This is a genomic window from Candidatus Omnitrophota bacterium (assembly GCA_040755155.1).
Taxonomy (GTDB): domain Bacteria; phylum Hinthialibacterota; class Hinthialibacteria; order Hinthialibacterales; family Hinthialibacteraceae; genus JBFMBP01.
Genome location: JBFMBP010000037.1, coordinates 84,852 through 100,302 on the forward strand (window position 1 = coordinate 84,852; position 15,451 = coordinate 100,302).

The 15,451-nt window shown below is 49.0% G+C and carries 11 protein-coding genes; 7 read left to right on the forward strand and 4 right to left on the reverse strand.

What is annotated here, in order from left to right; genetic code table 11:
- Positions 1-45 precede the first annotated feature (45 nt).
- From AB1656_04565 to AB1656_04585, 5 genes are all read left to right on the forward strand, one after another.
- A complete protein-coding gene (locus AB1656_04565; protein ID MEW6234638.1) occupies positions 46-810 on the forward strand; it encodes a hypothetical protein in 765 nt (254 codons plus the stop codon).
- Positions 807-2,111: a hypothetical protein gene (locus AB1656_04570; protein MEW6234639.1), complete on the forward strand. Its 1,305-nt coding sequence runs from the start codon at positions 807-809 to the stop codon at positions 2,109-2,111. Before AB1656_04565 ends, AB1656_04570 begins: the two co-directional genes overlap by 4 nt.
- A gap of 1,010 nt (positions 2,112-3,121) precedes the next feature.
- Positions 3,122-4,507: a hypothetical protein gene (locus AB1656_04575; GenBank protein ID MEW6234640.1), complete on the forward strand. Its 1,386-nt coding sequence runs from the start codon at positions 3,122-3,124 to the stop codon at positions 4,505-4,507.
- A 126-nt stretch (positions 4,508-4,633) separates the two neighbouring features.
- Entirely contained in the window at positions 4,634-5,722 is a 1,089-nt protein-coding gene (locus tag AB1656_04580) for a hypothetical protein (GenBank protein ID MEW6234641.1), read from the forward strand.
- A gap of 59 nt (positions 5,723-5,781) precedes the next feature.
- Positions 5,782-6,057, forward strand: coding sequence for a DUF6868 family protein (locus tag AB1656_04585; GenBank protein MEW6234642.1), 276 nt, complete (start codon positions 5,782-5,784; stop codon positions 6,055-6,057).
- Between the two features lie 107 nt (positions 6,058-6,164).
- Here the strand turns inward: AB1656_04585 and AB1656_04590 are convergent, their stop codons facing one another.
- From AB1656_04590 to AB1656_04605, 4 genes are all read right to left on the reverse strand, one after another.
- Positions 6,165-6,893: an RNA methyltransferase gene (locus AB1656_04590; GenBank protein MEW6234643.1), complete on the reverse strand. Its 729-nt coding sequence runs from the start codon at positions 6,891-6,893 to the stop codon at positions 6,165-6,167.
- A 6-nt stretch (positions 6,894-6,899) separates the two neighbouring features.
- Positions 6,900-8,108, reverse strand: coding sequence for a uroporphyrinogen decarboxylase family protein (locus AB1656_04595; GenBank protein ID MEW6234644.1), 1,209 nt, complete (start codon positions 8,106-8,108; stop codon positions 6,900-6,902).
- 82 nt (positions 8,109-8,190) lie between these two features.
- A complete protein-coding gene (recQ, locus tag AB1656_04600; protein ID MEW6234645.1) occupies positions 8,191-10,380 on the reverse strand; it encodes a DNA helicase RecQ in 2,190 nt (729 codons plus the stop codon).
- Positions 10,381-10,408: 28 nt separating this feature from the next.
- Entirely contained in the window at positions 10,409-11,536 is a 1,128-nt protein-coding gene (locus tag AB1656_04605) for a HAMP domain-containing sensor histidine kinase (protein ID MEW6234646.1), read from the reverse strand.
- Positions 11,537-11,843: 307 nt separating this feature from the next.
- Here AB1656_04605 and AB1656_04610 point away from each other — a divergent pair, with 307 nt between their 5' ends.
- Positions 11,844-13,862: a sulfatase gene (locus AB1656_04610; GenBank protein MEW6234647.1), complete on the forward strand. Its 2,019-nt coding sequence runs from the start codon at positions 11,844-11,846 to the stop codon at positions 13,860-13,862.
- Between the two features lie 117 nt (positions 13,863-13,979).
- Positions 13,980-15,449: a Fic family protein gene (locus AB1656_04615; GenBank protein MEW6234648.1), complete on the forward strand. Its 1,470-nt coding sequence runs from the start codon at positions 13,980-13,982 to the stop codon at positions 15,447-15,449.
- Positions 15,450-15,451 lie beyond the last annotated feature (2 nt).

Sequence of the window (15,451 nt, forward strand, 5' to 3'; positions counted from 1 at the left end):
CTTTCTGCGATTACAACAAACAATGAAACAAGGGAGATTGGCGCGATGAAGCTTTTATTCGCCCTACTCACGCTTTGGGCCGCTCTGTCGGCGAATTACGATCCGCGCAACGCCGACGTTCCCGCCATCACCACCATGTTGGAGCAAGGGGACGGTTCGCGCATCGCCTTGCGCTATCGCGCCGTGCACTGGGGTTCCGCAACGGCTTCCGCTACTGACGCCCTGAAATTCTCCATGATAAACTTCACGCCAACCATGGGAACCGTCGAATCCAATGTTCAAATCAAGATCGGGCAGCAATCGTTCGATCCCGGACGATACGACCTTGGCCTCGTTCCGCAAAACACCGGCGTCTGGCTCTTCGTTATTTCGAAAGACGGCAAATCCGTCATCCGCCAGCCGGTCGCCATCACCGAAGAGCCGAACGTCGTCCCCCATCTCTCCTTCGTTTTTCGACCGGGAGTAACCAATCGGGACTTCATTTTCTCCTTTCTCTACGGTAACCTATCCACTTCATTCCGTTGGACGATTACCGGCGTCCCCTCCCGAACGGTTCCTGTCGGGGAAAGAACTGGACCTATGCCGGGCATGAATTCCGGCGTTGGCGCCTTCGGCGAAGGGAATCCCATGGCGCCCGGCTCGGAAAGCCGCGCCGCCGATGGACAAGTATCGGCGGGAACGGAAGCGATTCCGCTAGTTCATCCAAAAAGCGAATCATTGAGCGGTCCATCCCCCAATGCGAAGAAAAAGAAACCTGGCAGCGGCGCTTTCCGCAGAATGCTGCAACCGAAGAAAGAAGAGAACCAATGAAAGATAAATCCAAACGCAAAGAGCGAGCCCGCGCTCACGATTCATTAATCGATTTGGAGGAAATTTTAAAAAACAAAGAATTTCAAGAAATCATGAAAGAAAGGAAAAATGAGGAAATCGATCATCAGAATATTCCCGTTTTCCACAATCTCCTACTTGAAGAACCGTCTTTCCGCGCGCTTATGTTCGATCCTGTGACTACGACCCGGATTATGAGCGAAGTACAGCATCGCCTTCAAGCCAACGCCTCGCTTTCGGGAAAACCACTCGAGGACAATCAATTTTACGCAGCGACGATTCATGCTCTAGCGCCCTATACTCAGCCCGATATCTACCTGATAATTCTTTCCCGCTTCGCTAAAACGACGAAAATCAAGCGAGAGAGAAAACTGCTTCTCTGGGCCATCGCCGATATCGTCGCTACCATTGGCGATAAACTCGAACCTGGCCAATCCTCCGCCATCCGCGCGATCATCGTCGCATCGGTTACTCATGCTCTGGAAATCGTCAACGGCGTCAAAGAATGCGTAGACAAAAATCCTCCTAACGGTTTTACCTATGAAAAAATCTTGAACCGTTCTCTTACGATGAACGAATGGGGGGAACTCGCCGGCTTCTTTTACTCCCATGGTCCCGATTTCGCTTTTTCCGTCAGCCTACGGGCAATGGAGGCGTTTGAGCGTATCGTAAAGCCGTTCGGCTTCCGCTTCTTTCGCATTCTTCATTATCCCGACATCGTAAAAAAAACCCCCAAGCAAAAACTGATCGTCCTGCCGGGCGAACGGGAACAACCGCAAGAGGAAGAATCGCAAGAGATTCAATGGAATCGGCTCTCTCAAGCGATAACGATGGATATCATCGGTCACGCCAGCGATGATATCATTTATGAAGTCTTTCAATCGATCCAAAGATCGGCGGCGGGCGCCGTCGAACTGCCCGAAATCAGACCGGTTTTGAACGCCGCCGCCTGCGCCTTCGTCATTCCCATCGAAACCAATCCCTTCCTCATCAAATTATATGAAAATAGCGGCGAAAACGCCGTCGATATCAATCCCGCCGACGAATTGAATTTCATCCTCGATATCAAAGGTTCGCCCGATAATCCTGCGTTCTACCGCAAATACGCCGACCATCTCAACGGCAAAGGCGAACTCGAAGGCGCCCTCAGCGCCTACGTCCGCGCCAGCGAACTCCTGCCCCAGGAAGACGAAAGCCTGAATTCCCTCATTAAAGAACTGGATGAAAAATGGAGAGCGGCGCACGCTTCCAAACAAGAAACTCCTGTCATCGCTGAATCGTGATCGGAAAAATCGGCCGCATTTTGTTTATTAAAAGTATCATTTGCCGTAGCGATTTACCGATTTCTCTATTATTATTTTGCCTCGTTTATGGGAAATATATTATTTAACGGAATCATTGCGCTTTCATCGGGCTGAACAACAAAGGGATTTTTTAACGGATTCTAACCGTCAGAGTCGATCTTTCTGCTTGGATTTTGGATATCGGCGATCGGACTGTCGTTATTCTGTGGAGGACGTACTGAACCGAATATGGGAATATTGAATTCTTCTGCAAAATAATTAAATAAGGAGGATTCATCATGAACTTTTCATTCAGACTCGTAAAACCACAAATCATTCTTTCATCTCTCGTATTTTTTGCGCTGAGAAGCCTTTGTTTTCTTCCTTCCGCATCGGCGCAATTCACTGCCGAACGCATTTTGCCGGATATTTTCTATCGCGTCAATCAAACTTTCTTAATACAAATAAAAATAGTCAGCGACGTGTTTCCAATTACCGTAGCTGAGATTCCACCTAAAAATTGGGTCATAATTCGCCCCACGGCAAATGTATCACAGGATGGCATAATTACCTGGATTCTTGAGAGTCCTTCCGACCTGAAAACATTAACGTATACTGTTCGTACTCCCGCTACAATGGGAGAGACAGTAACTTTTTATGGATCAATCAACAATGAATCCATAAAGGGTATGACAACCATCTCGCCAATTCAAGAGCAAGGCGGAAATCCTTATTTTTATGATACTTATTTACCTACGAACTTTTTCTCGACCAATAAAAAATGGCCTGTATTGATTGTCGCTTCTGGCTATGGCGGCGCCTCGCTCGGGAAAGCCCTTTTAGCGGAAAACGATTTCATTCAATTTTCATTGCGTATTGAATATAGCGCATTTGCCGATCTTATTCATAGCGATCTCGCCACAGGGGGGTACGCGAAAGACTTTCTGCGTTTTCGTCAGACAATGGATGAAATCCTTTCCAACTATCCAGTGGATCGGACTCGAATCTATGTGAGCGGGCAAAGTGCGGGATCCGCTGCTTGCCTGATTTACCCGAGCAGAGATGCCGAAATAGCTGAATTATTCGCCGCTGTCGTACCTATGGCGGCGGCCGGCATAACAAGCAATGGCTTCGGATTCGACGTCGATCCTCTCGTAAATATTCCCATTTGGCAATTTTATTCGTTTCAAGATAATCCCTGGCACATAGAACGCGTAATCGAGGCGCTGCAAGAACGATCAGCGCATTTTCGATTTACGGAACTTATCGGCATTCCCCATTCCAATGAATATAAATCCGCGTTCGCTGCAAAGGAATTGTTCGAGTGGCTCCTCCAACAACAAAAGCCGATTCTTTACGCGTTTCGAGAAATATCCAGTTCATCTCTATCTCAAGGCGATTCCAAAGATGTTTCTCTCTATCTTTATGTACGCCATGGGGAAAATAGCAACTTTCGAGTCGAAGAACAATTCCCTTCCGAATGGAATGTGAAAAACATCGAAGTAACGAACGGGACATTCGTACTCGAAAGCAATGGCAGAATTATTTGGACGGGAAACAATATTTCTGAAAAAGCTGCGCTTTCCTATACATTAGAAGCATTGGAAACGCCATCCAGCGACTGCGCATTGGAATGCGTCTACTCCAATGAAACTGATTTTAAGGATACGCTTCGTTCCGACTTGCTTTTTATTCCCCCAAAACCACTCCCATTCTCAGAACATAGAATTGTCGGAATGGATGAAAGGAAGAGTATAGCGGGCCAATACGGCGAGGACTGGGCGATTGTCGGTACGGGAAAAGGCATATCATCCAACCAGGATCAATTTACATTCCTTTACAGGAAAATAGAAGGCGATTTTCGAATGGTTATCCATAATGCCCGCATCGAATACAATTGGAAAAGATTCGATAACTTGAATTCCAGTCTGCATCCATGGGCGAAATTGGGCATCATGGCGCGACAAGATATTACTCCCGATTCCGCTCATGCCTATGCGTTGATAAATTTTCAAAATCGAGCCTTGCTGCTTCAATCTCGAGGAAAGAAAGGCGACGCGAGTTCGATGGATAGCTTATCGAATGTCAAACATGCCTCAGTAAACGAACACAACAAAAATATTGGACTGAAAAGAAAGGGAAACGCATTTACTTGTTTTTATCCCGATTCATCCGGAAATGATGTTGATATCGATTCGATTGTTATTGAAATGAACGATCCTATTTACGTAGGCGTTGCAGCCACGGCATCGGGAACGAGCAAAAACATCGATCCCATGTATAGTTTTCCCTTTATTGAGCCGGAAGAAAACAAAGCGATTCTAGGCCGATTTTCGGATGTTCATTTGACTCCCATCAAAGAACCGTCGCCTATATCGCCATGGACGTTTTATTAACCCTAAACGCCGTCCTGCAGTGGAAAAACAATATACTTCGACAATCTGAAATCGCTCTTCCGACATTGAGTTTTGCGCAAATATCTTATAAAATTTTTATTAATATTCTCTTTAAGGAGCAATCCCATGCGAATACTGATTATCGTTCTTTTACTGCTTGCGCCCTCCAATCTGTTCGCCGACCGCGTCCTGGACAATTTCGAAAACGACCGCTCTCCCGCCAATGGCTCCGGAACCGACGTTTATTGGAATCCGCCTCCCGTCTCCGACTTCCAACTGGAGTTGGAAAAGACGAAAACGTTTTCCGGCGGAGGAGCGCTTAAAGTTTCCTGGAAACAAAAAGACCTATGGCCTAACTTCGTCATCGCCAATCTGCAAAAGAACCAAAACGCGGGAAAGCAATTTCTCAACGCCGATTCCATCCGCATGGCCGTCGCCGGTCCGGCGGGCAACATTATCGTTAAGTTCACCGATGCCAATGGCGTAGGAACAGGCGATTTGGCCAATATGAGAACCTCGGGAAGCGACGATTACGAACTTTATGAATTTCCCTATTTGGGCGTCGCCGCCGGTTTGAATCTCGATATCGAAAATATTTCCGAAATTCAATTGCTCGTCGATGCGGGCGTCCGCAGTACGGACAAGACAATCTACATTGACTCCATCGAACTGATCGCCGGATCGGGCGACGCCGCCGACGTTATCGCCGTCGTAGATAACTTCGACAACGATCTGTCTCTCGCCGACGATCCCAACGCACCCGACTCCTCTCCTTCCGGCCATTCTCTTATGCCCGGCCCCTTTGCGACGGCGGTAGTGGACGATCCAGCGGGATCGGGCGGCGCCGTTCTGAAAGTCGATTACAATACCAGCCCTTGGAACGTGTTATGGGTCGATACGTTGGACGTCATCGACTGGAGCGAAGCGGATGGCATATCCATCGACATCTACGGCGCGGCGGGCGGCATTCTGCTGAAATTGAAAGACGCCACAGGAGCGGAACAAGAACCCAGCGGCGGCTTCATTAAAAGTACGGGGGATGCCTGGCAAACTTTCTCTTGGCAATTCAACAACATTACTTCCGTCGATCTTACGAACATGGGTAAGCTCATCGTCTTCGTGGAAGGGCCCTCCGGCGGCCATGGAACGGTTTATTTCGACAACCTGAAACTGTTCGGCCCCATTACGGGAGTGATGGATTGGGAACTATACTAATTAATGGAATATCTTCCGCTTTTGCAATGGCATAATCATAATCAAGGGAGGCAATAATTATGAACGACTCCTTGGATTTGCGAAATGGATTGGACGCCATCGCCAAGATTCTCATCCGCTGTTTTTTTCTGGGAATTTTGTTTTTGTTTCTTTGGTTTCTATTGATTTTATGCGGCGGCGATTTCGTCTATCAATGGCATTCGAAATTCTTTGAGATTACGAGAGAGCATTTCTATTGGACAATGTATGCCGGGATAACCATTGCCAAATTGTCGATCTTCGGCGTATTCTTATTTCCTTACATTGCCATTCGAATGATCTTAGCGAAGAAATAAGGGAGAGCGGGCTTCCACGTCCGCAGATCATTTATTTCCCTCTGCGCATTCAATTCCGCAGGGCGGGCTAAAACCTAAACGCAACCCGCCCTGCGTTATTTGATACTTTATTCTTGTCCCCGCCGCCTCAGCGCCTGTATAATTCCCATCGCCGTTTCATACTCGGCGGATGTAAGTTTTAAGCGTTGAACAAGACAGCGTATGATTTCGATGCGCCGCCCGCGCCGTCCCGCTTTGAAAAAATTCGTTTCCTGCAAAAGCGCCGCCATCCCATCGACGATCCGATTGACATCAGCCTGGTGCGCGGGCGTTTCCGTCTCATCGTCAGCCTGTTTGGATATCCTGGTAAAGACCATAGATAGTTCGTATAAAACCACCGTCACGGCGTGCGAAAGATTCAAACTCAGCCTCTCGCTATGCAGCGGAATTTCGACAACCTTCTCGCACAGGCGCTTTTCTTCGTTGGATAGTCCAAAATCTTCCGGCCCGAAAACCAGAGCCATTTTTCCGGCAGGCGGCGCTGACTTCATTTCTTCCATCCAGGAAGGCACATCCAACTGCGGGCGCTTAAAATCGTGCCGCCGCCGTGAGAAGCCGACAATAGTATGACAATCCGCTAAAGCCTCCACTAAAGTCGAATAGACTTGCGCGCCGTCCAATATCTCCCGCGCCCCGCTGGCCGTTTTGTACGCGGGAGACCTTTCATCCAAAACAAACGACGGCGCCGCGAACCGCAAAGCATCGAATCCAAACGCTTTCATGGAACGAGCGGCGAATCCGGCGTTTTCCGGATGCTGCGTCCGTGTTAATACTACGACAAACGGGATTCCTCTCATTTCCATCTACGGGATCGGATAATCGCGGAATTCCTTGGCCGCTTCGTAGACCGCCAGGATGTTTTCCGGCGGTATGTTGGCCTGGATGTTGTGTACGGGATTGAAGACGTAGCCGCCGCCCGGCGCGAAGAGGCGGATTTGTTGGCGCACATGCTCGCGGATTTCTTCCGGCGTCGCGTTGGGCAGAACGCCTTGCGTGTCGCAGCCGCCGCCCCAAAACGTAATGCGCTCGCCGTATTTCATTTTCAGATGGGCGCAGTCCATATGCGCCGCCGTAAATTGAACGGGATTAAGAACCTCGACGCCTTCCTTAATTAAATCCTCGATATAGCACTCGCAGGAGCCGCAGCAATGGAAGAATAATTTGATATGGGGGCAGCGTTTTTTGACGGCGGAATAAACGGTTTTGTGTGCGGGGTGGATCGATCGGCGATAGGTTTCCATGCTGACTTGCGGCGCCGATTGCGTTCCCAAATCGTCGCCCATCTGAATCAACTGGATGAATTCCCCGACGGCGTCAAGGTAGCGCTCCAAGTTGACGAGATGTTGTTCAACGAAGCGTTGGATAAGCGTCTCGGCGAAGCCATCGCCGTCCGCCAGGTCCATCATAAAATTGCCCCATCCGCGCAGCGTTTGGCCGTATTCCAAAATATTGCCGCCAAAGCCGCCCATGAGCGCGTAATCCGTGTTTTGATAAAGAAACTGGGCGCGGCGCCTCATCCAGGCCAATTCCTCATCGGTATACATCGGGAGATTGTACGACTCCACAGGATCGCGGGGAGCGCCGAGAGGCGGCTGTACGGTTTCGAAATAAAGGCAGCCGGAAGGCATCCGGTTGACGACCTTGCCTTGGGGATTTTTGATGACATAGCCGCCGCAGCCGTCGGAGTCGATGGGGATTTGCGGCGGCGTTTCGGCGGGCGCGCCATCGGGAAGAGTAAAATGCCGCCAGGCGCGTTCGTCGGGGCATAGCGACGTGTTTACGATATCGACGATATCTACCTGAAACAATTCAAGAATTTCCGGCTCGATCTCCGCAAGTTGCTGAAGAACGTCGTAGACGCGGATGCGGCCTGTCGCAAGACCCAAATGTCTTTTTAGCCGGGCGTAGGCGATGGCCATAATGCCGGTAGAACGCATTCCGCCGCAGTCGATGGGCATTTTATCCAACGGGCGGCGTTCGATAGCGGCGAGGACTCGTTCGCGCGATTTCATTTCTTTTCCCTTCTAGGCGCAGATAAGCAATAATTATTATATTATGTCTTTGGCAGGAAAGTTTGTATACGAGCATTACTCTTCAAACCCGATTGCGCAAGCAAGCCATGACGATTCGGATTTCCTCGTAGGGGATTTCTCCGTTCAGAGCATCGTAAATAGGCTTGAGCCTTTCGTCTTCTGCTTTGCTGGCGGCGGCTTCTATTCTTTGCGCTTTCTCTTTATCCACCCAAGGCGACGGATCTACGATTCTCTTCTCGCCAATATATTCCTCTAAATATTGATACGCCGTCGATAAGGCGCGCTCCACCGTCGCCGCCGTCTCCGCGACGGAAGCGCCTTGGGAAAACATTTTGAAGGCTTTCCGCTTGGCGGCGGACGGTTTCGGGGCGGATTCTTCGTCTCGGTGCAATGTTTTCGAAGTAGAGGGGGGCATTACGTCCAACTTGAGGGAACGCTCGGCGCAATATTGTTTGATGACCGATACAAAGATATCGCCGTAGAGTTGCTTCTTCTTTTCTCCTACTCCTTCCACTTGGAGAAATGCCTTTTGAGTGGACGGCCTGCGTCTTGCCATGTCGCGCAAGGCGGCGTCGCTGAAGACGACGAAGGCGGAAATGTTGCGGTTATTGGCGAGTTCGCGCCTTTTTACGCGCAGCGCTTCAAACAGTCCCCGATCGACTCCCGCCCAGGAATCGCGGACGGCTTTGGAGGATGCGGCGGCTTTTTTCGACGGTTGCAGGAGACGAGGCGCATCTTGGCCACGGATGACGCGCCAGCCTTTTTCTGTAAGATTAAGGACGTTGAATTCGCCGGTTTTGCGCAAACAGCCTTGAGCGGCGAGCTGTTCTATCCAATCGCGGACGATGCGCTTTGGGTATTGGGAGAGGAGGCTATAGGTCGTCAACTGGTTATGGCCAAATTCCTCGATGCGTTTTTCGTTGGAGCCGATGAGCACGGAGGCCGTATAATCGCCGCCGAAGCGTTCGCCGAGGCGCTTGACGCAAGAGAGAATTTTCTGCGCCGTCACCAAAGAATCCTCGAGAACGTCAAGTTCGCCAAGGCAGACATCGCAAGCGGCGCAATTCTCCTTGTCCAAATCCTCGCCAAAGTAATCGAGGATTGTTTTGCGTCGGCAAACGACTCCCGTACAGTAGTCGTAAATTTCGTTCAGTTTGTCGATAGCGATCTTTTTGGGTTCCGCAGGCATTTTTTCGAGCAGTTTGCACCAGACGCTGTAATCTGAGTTGGAGTAAAAAAGGCAGCATTCCGCTTCCAGGCCGTCGCGTCCGGCGCGTCCGCTTTCTTGCTGGTAATGCTCCAACGATTTGGGCATTCCGGCATGGACGACGAAGCGGACGTTGGATTTATCAATTCCCATGCCGAAGGCGACGGTGGCGGCGATAACGTCGATTTTTTCTTGAATGAAAGCATCTTGGTTTTGCTTGCGCACGGCGTCGTCCAAGCCTGCATGATAGGGAAGGATATTGACGCCGCGCTCTTTCATCTCATCGCTCATCTCTTCCGCATCGGCGCGGCGGATGCAGTAGATAATGCCCGATTCGCCGCGATGGCGCTCGATAACCTTGCCGATTTGCTTGTAGATATCGTTGCTGCGCGCCACTTTATAAACAAGATTCGGTCGGTCGAAGGAGCCAACGAGAATTTCGGGATTGGTAAGATGCAATTGTTCCACGATGTCCTTACGGACGATCGAAGCGGCGGTGGCCGTATAAGCGTGAACGGCTTTATCGGGAAAGACTTCCTTGAGTACGCTCAACTGGCGGTATTCGGGGCGGAAGTCGTGGCCCCACATGCTGACGCAATGGGCTTCGTCGATGGCGACGAATGAGAGATCGATTTTTTTGAGATAATCGAGGAATCCGTTGGAGAAAAGGCGTTCGGGAGAGAGATAGAGGATTTTGAGCGTCTTGGAGTCCAGGCGCGAAAAGACGTCGTCCCGTTCCCAATAGGACAAGCCGCTATCGATGCGGGCGGCGGGAACGCCGCATTCCGCGAGAGCGTCGACCTGGTCTTTCATAAGGGAAATCAGGGGAGAAACCACAACCGCCGCGCCAGGCATACTCATCGCCGGCGCCTGAAAACAGAGCGACTTGCCGCCTCCGGTAGGCAATACCACAAGGGAATCGCGGCCTTGGAGGACGCTTTCCATCGCTTCTTTCTGCAAGGGACGGAAATCGTCATAGCCCCAGTATTTTTTCAATATATCTTTAATGCGTCCATCCAACATCAATACCCCAATCGCTTCCAATTCATCCCCTGCAGCCGATCGACGTCCATTAAACAGACAAGCTGAATCGAAAGACGGTTCCCTCCGCAGGCGAGGTTGCGAAACTTACTTTTCCTCCCAGTATCTCTTCGCCGAACAATTTCATGGAATAGGTTCCTAGGCCTCTTCCCGCTTCATTTTTGGTGCTGAAATGTCTTTGAAAAATTCTTAGCGAAACGTCTTCTGGCATATACTTTTTATTCCATACGCAAAAAGACAATTCGTTGTTCTTCATTTCGAAATACAATTTTACTTCCTCGCCTTCGTCCGATGCTTCCAACGCATTTATGGCCATATTGCTAAGGATTCGTAAAAACAGGGATAAATCGGTTCGGATTTTTTCCACAGGGATTGCTTGCGAAATAGTCAATGTTTTCCCTTTCATAGCCGGATGGTTCGAAAGACTCTTTTGCAGTTCGTCTATGGCGTCCCTAATGGAAAATTCTTGAAAATAGGCTCGATAATCGTCATATTTTTCCTTGCTTAACGTTCTTTGAATCGTAAATTCACTGGCTAGTCTATGGGTTGTTTGTTTGACGATTTCCAAGAGTTTTGCGGTATTTTGCGGCGCATCCATCTCCAATAAACTGACGGAAAAACTTAAATTGGTCAGAAGATTATTGACATCGTGGAAGAATACTCTTTCGAGAGAAGCCAACCGTTCGCTCACGGTGATGTCTTGCAGAAATATAAAAATAAATTTTTCGCCGTCAAACGTAAAAAGATGCGATCGTACGCGCAAGCAAAGATGGTATTCTTTGGAATCTTTCTTCGCCGTCAGAGCGCATTTTCTTTCCAATGGCCGATCGCCCGCCAAGGCGGAAACGATGGAAATAGCCGCTCCGCAAGACGAACAATATTTGCTGGTCCCGCACCCCCCATCCATTTCTTGGGAATAGACGCAATTCAACGTCTCTCCCGGCCGCAATCCTAATATTTCTTCCACTTTATCGGTTCCTAAATATTCCAAATAGGCTTCATTGACCGCTAGCACTTGCCGATGTTCGTTCAATACGGCGAACAATCCGCTGGCGGTTGTCAACAAGCCGTTGAAAATCGGGCTGCGGCTAATGATTTCCATTTCCCGCTTTATTTCCTGAATGTTCGCTCTTTCCGGCGGCGCAAAGTAGGTTTTCATCAACGGCAATACCTTTCCCAATTCAATATAATCAGGCGATTTTCCGGTATTTTTGATGATTCATAATCAATCGCTATTTAATTATCTGTGATTTACAAAGATTTTCAACCGATTGCTTTTCCTTCGTCATACTTCAGGATGATAACCGCTATCTAGTAGACGCTTGCCTTGAAAAAGGGCTTCTGATAGCTTGGTTTTCATTCGCTGCCGCTCTTGGTATTATTTATCTATAAATCCTATGCGAGAGTCAGTAAGCAAGCCATTATTATTTAACTGGATTAACTGACTCAAAGGGAAAGAGCAATTCATGATGCGAAAACTTCTCGATTGGCGAATACCCGCCTTTTTTCTTCTGCCATTGTGCGGATGTTTCAATAATGGAAACCGCCCAAACATCCTGCTGTTGACGCTCGACACTTTACGGGCGGATGCGCTGGGATGTTATGGAAGCATGGATGGGCGTACGCCTAACCTGGACCGGTTGGCGCAAGAAGGAGTACTGTTCGAAGACGCCGTATGCCAGATTCCCGCCACCCTGACATCGCACACCGCCATCATGACGGGACGCAACCCAAAAACTACCGGCGTACGCTTTCGCACAGCCAGAGTTCCCTTGCATGAAAAGACAATAGGGGAAGTCTTTCATGCGGCGGGCTATGAAACCGCCGCCTTTATTAGCAGTTTCGTCTTGGCCCCCGAATTCGGTTTGAACCAGGGATTCGAACGGTACGAGATGGGTGGAATATCGCCGAATGGAGGAGCGGCGCCTGTGGAGCGGCGAGCGGAGGAGACTATCGACCAGGTCATTCTCTACCTCAGCCATCATCCGAAAATACCGTTTTTTATATGGGTTCATTTATACGACCCCCATACGCCTTATGATGCTCCTCCCCCGTATTCGTCGATGTTCGATCCGTCATACGCAGGATCGCTCAAAGGATCCGTAGAGGAGATCACTCGGTTGAATGCGGCGAAGGGCGAAGGACTGAGCGAACGGGACCGGCGGCGCCTGCGGGCGCTTTATTTAGGGGAAACGGCTTATATGGATCATCATATCGGGCGCCTGTTGGATAAATTGAAACAATCGGGATTATCAGAACGCACGGTAGTCGCCGCCATCGCCGACCATGGAGAAAATTTAGGCGAGGGGGGCAGGTTTTTTCACGGAGACGATCTCTATCAACCCGCCGCGCATGTTCCGCTGATTATGCGTTATCCCAAGCGGTTGAATTCCGGCGAACGTACGGCGGCGCCCGTACAGAGCATCGATCTGTTCCCTACTCTGCTGGAACTGGCGAATATTGCGCCCGCCGCTGGAGTGGAGGGAATCTCGCTGCTTCCGCTTTGCTCTAAACAAAAGGCGGAGTTTCAATCCAAACTCGCCTATATGGAAACGGAAGCCGATCCCGTAACGGAGGGAAATAAAATTTATGGATTGCGGGCCATGAAGAACAAATTTCTCTACCATAGCGCCCATCGGCGTCCGGAAGTTCCGCTGGGCGTCTTTACGGAGATTCCCCTGAAAGGCCCCACCATCGTTATGCTGCGTGTGCAAGGCGATCCCGCCATACGTTTGATGGCGCATGTGCGTTACCGGACGGAAGCGCTATACGCCAGCCGGGATTTTCAAGCATTGGCTACGCTTCCCACGACCGTGATTCATGCGGAGACGGCGGGCAGCGATCCCGTACATAAAGAAGCGATGGAGAGCAAAGCATTTCTGAATGCGCCCGATGGATGGCGGACGCAGATGACGCCGGACTTGCATCGCATCGCTCGCAGTTACGGACAGGCGCAGGGCTGGCCGGTGAATTGGATGGTGCTGGAGGGCGTGGGCGTCGATGCCTCGATTCCCCATAAGCAGAAAAGCGCCGTCTTCGCCGTGGATCAGATTGAAGCCTTCGCGCCGTCGCTGCGATTTCCATCCTCTCCGCGATTGCGCTTCCCCTTCTGGATCATCGAAGATTTCGAAAACGCTGCCAGCCGGGGATTGGCCGACGCAGGCGAAGGACCGCCGCATACCATTCAAAGCGAATGGCTTTACGAATCCCTTTTAAACGGGAAGCAACAACAGAAGATCACAATAACCTTCCCTAGCGAAATCGAAGCCGACGCGCTGGATGAATTGTTCGACTTAAGCCGCGATCCCCTAGAGGAGCGCAACCTGCTGACAGGCGCGAATACGGAAAAAGAACCAGCGCAGACCGCCGCCTATTGCCGAACCCTATTGGATTCTTGGATCGCCAAGAAAGCGGGAGAGACCGACGCGCGGGATTGGAATCCGGCGCAATTGGAAGCGCTGGAAGCGCTGGGATATACGAAATGAGAAAACGACGCATAATTAATACGGCGAATCCGGTCAGCGTAAGTACGCTAACATATTCATAGGAACGGAAATTTGCATATTTTTTTTGATTGGAAAATGATGGATAGGTTAATTTCGATGGATGCAATTAAATGGAAACCTATAGAAGATTTGCCCAACGACCTTGTGAGAACCGAAAGCAATGGACTTAGCGGAATAAGCGCTATATGGATAGAACAATCGGAAAAACTTAAAAAAAGTCAGTCCGTAGCCAGGTTTAACCAACAGTTAAAAAGAGAATGGGCTATCGAAACGGGAATCATTGAAAATCTCTATTCGATAGATAGAGGGATTACGCAAGTATTAATTGAAAAAGGCATTCATTCCAGTTTGATACCGCATGGAAGCACGGATAAACCCATCGATCTCGTTGTATCGATCATTACAGATCAGCATGAAACTTTGGATTTTCTTTTCGATCATGTCGCTAATCGAAGAGCATTATCAACAGCTTTCATCAAAGAAATCCACGCCCTGCTTACAAGAAATCAACGCTCCATTTCCGCTATCGACCAACTCGGTCATAATTTAGAAACGCCGTTAATAAAAGGCGATTGGAAGAAGTTGCCCAACAATCCCAAAAGACCCGATGGCGCGATTCATGAATATTGTCCGCCCGAACAAGTCGCATCGGAAATGGATAGATTGCTGTCCATGCACTTAACGCATCAAGAATTAACCATCTCTCCTGAAATACAAGCGGCATGGCTGCATCATCGCTTTACGCAAATCCATCCCTTTCAAGATGGAAACGGGCGCGTCGCCCGCTGTTTGACATCTATGATTTTTATCAAAGCGAAATGGTTTCCTTTGGTGGTTCATCGGGATTTGAGATCGGAATATATAGATTCATGCGAACGCGCCGATCAAGGCGATCTTCACCCATTAATCGCTTTATTTACAAAAATCCAAAAAAAATCCTTCATAAAAGCGTTAAGCCTTTCCGAAACTGTATTGACTCAAGAATCCAAAACGCATTTTGTAATCGATGCTGCGGTTCATCAGATTTTAAGCCGGATAAAAGTTAAAGAAAAAGAACGCGAAAACGCATTTCTTATATCTATGGATTTAGAAAGAGAGACATATGAAAAACTTACATCAGTATGCAATGAACTAAAAAACAAATTTAATAAAATTGCCTCGGATTATTATGCTTCCGTCGAAAAAAGCGATGAGATTAACCGCCATTGGTTTCGCAAACAAATCATCGAAATGGCCAATAAACTGAATTACTTCGCCGATACTCGCACCTACGCCAAATGGGTGCGATTGAAGATCATTGAGGAGAGGCGATCGGAAATCGTAATCAGTTTCCATTCATTAGGAGTAAATTTTTTAGGCGTCATCGCCGGATCGGCTTTCATTGAATATAGAGATAAAGATGAAGACGACGCCAAGTCCGCAACAATAGACGGTCCTTATCCAATCGCCGAAGATATATTTCAATTTTCCTATAATGAAAACGAATCCGATATTCGCAAAAGATATCGCGAATGGTTGGATCAGACAATCGTAACTGGTCTCGATCAATGGAGACGGCAATTGTAAAG

Bases quoted from the DNA above. Each gene is read 5' to 3' on its own strand.
- AB1656_04590 (MEW6234643.1), bottom strand. From the start codon at position 6,893: ATGAGAGGAATCCCGTTTGTCGTAGTATTAACACGGACGCAGCATCCG.
- AB1656_04570 (MEW6234639.1), top strand. From the start codon at position 807: ATGAAAGATAAATCCAAACGCAAAGAGCGAGCCCGCGCTCACGATTCA.
- AB1656_04585 (MEW6234642.1), top strand. From the start codon at position 5,782: ATGAACGACTCCTTGGATTTGCGAAATGGATTGGACGCCATCGCCAAG.
- AB1656_04595 (MEW6234644.1), bottom strand. From the start codon at position 8,108: ATGAAATCGCGCGAACGAGTCCTCGCCGCTATCGAACGCCGCCCGTTG.
- AB1656_04580 (MEW6234641.1), top strand. From the start codon at position 4,634: ATGCGAATACTGATTATCGTTCTTTTACTGCTTGCGCCCTCCAATCTG.
- AB1656_04565 (MEW6234638.1), top strand. From the start codon at position 46: ATGAAGCTTTTATTCGCCCTACTCACGCTTTGGGCCGCTCTGTCGGCG.
- AB1656_04610 (MEW6234647.1), top strand. From the start codon at position 11,844: ATGATGCGAAAACTTCTCGATTGGCGAATACCCGCCTTTTTTCTTCTG.
- AB1656_04605 (MEW6234646.1), bottom strand. From the start codon at position 11,536: ATGAAAACCTACTTTGCGCCGCCGGAAAGAGCGAACATTCAGGAAATA.
- AB1656_04615 (MEW6234648.1), top strand. From the start codon at position 13,980: ATGGATGCAATTAAATGGAAACCTATAGAAGATTTGCCCAACGACCTT.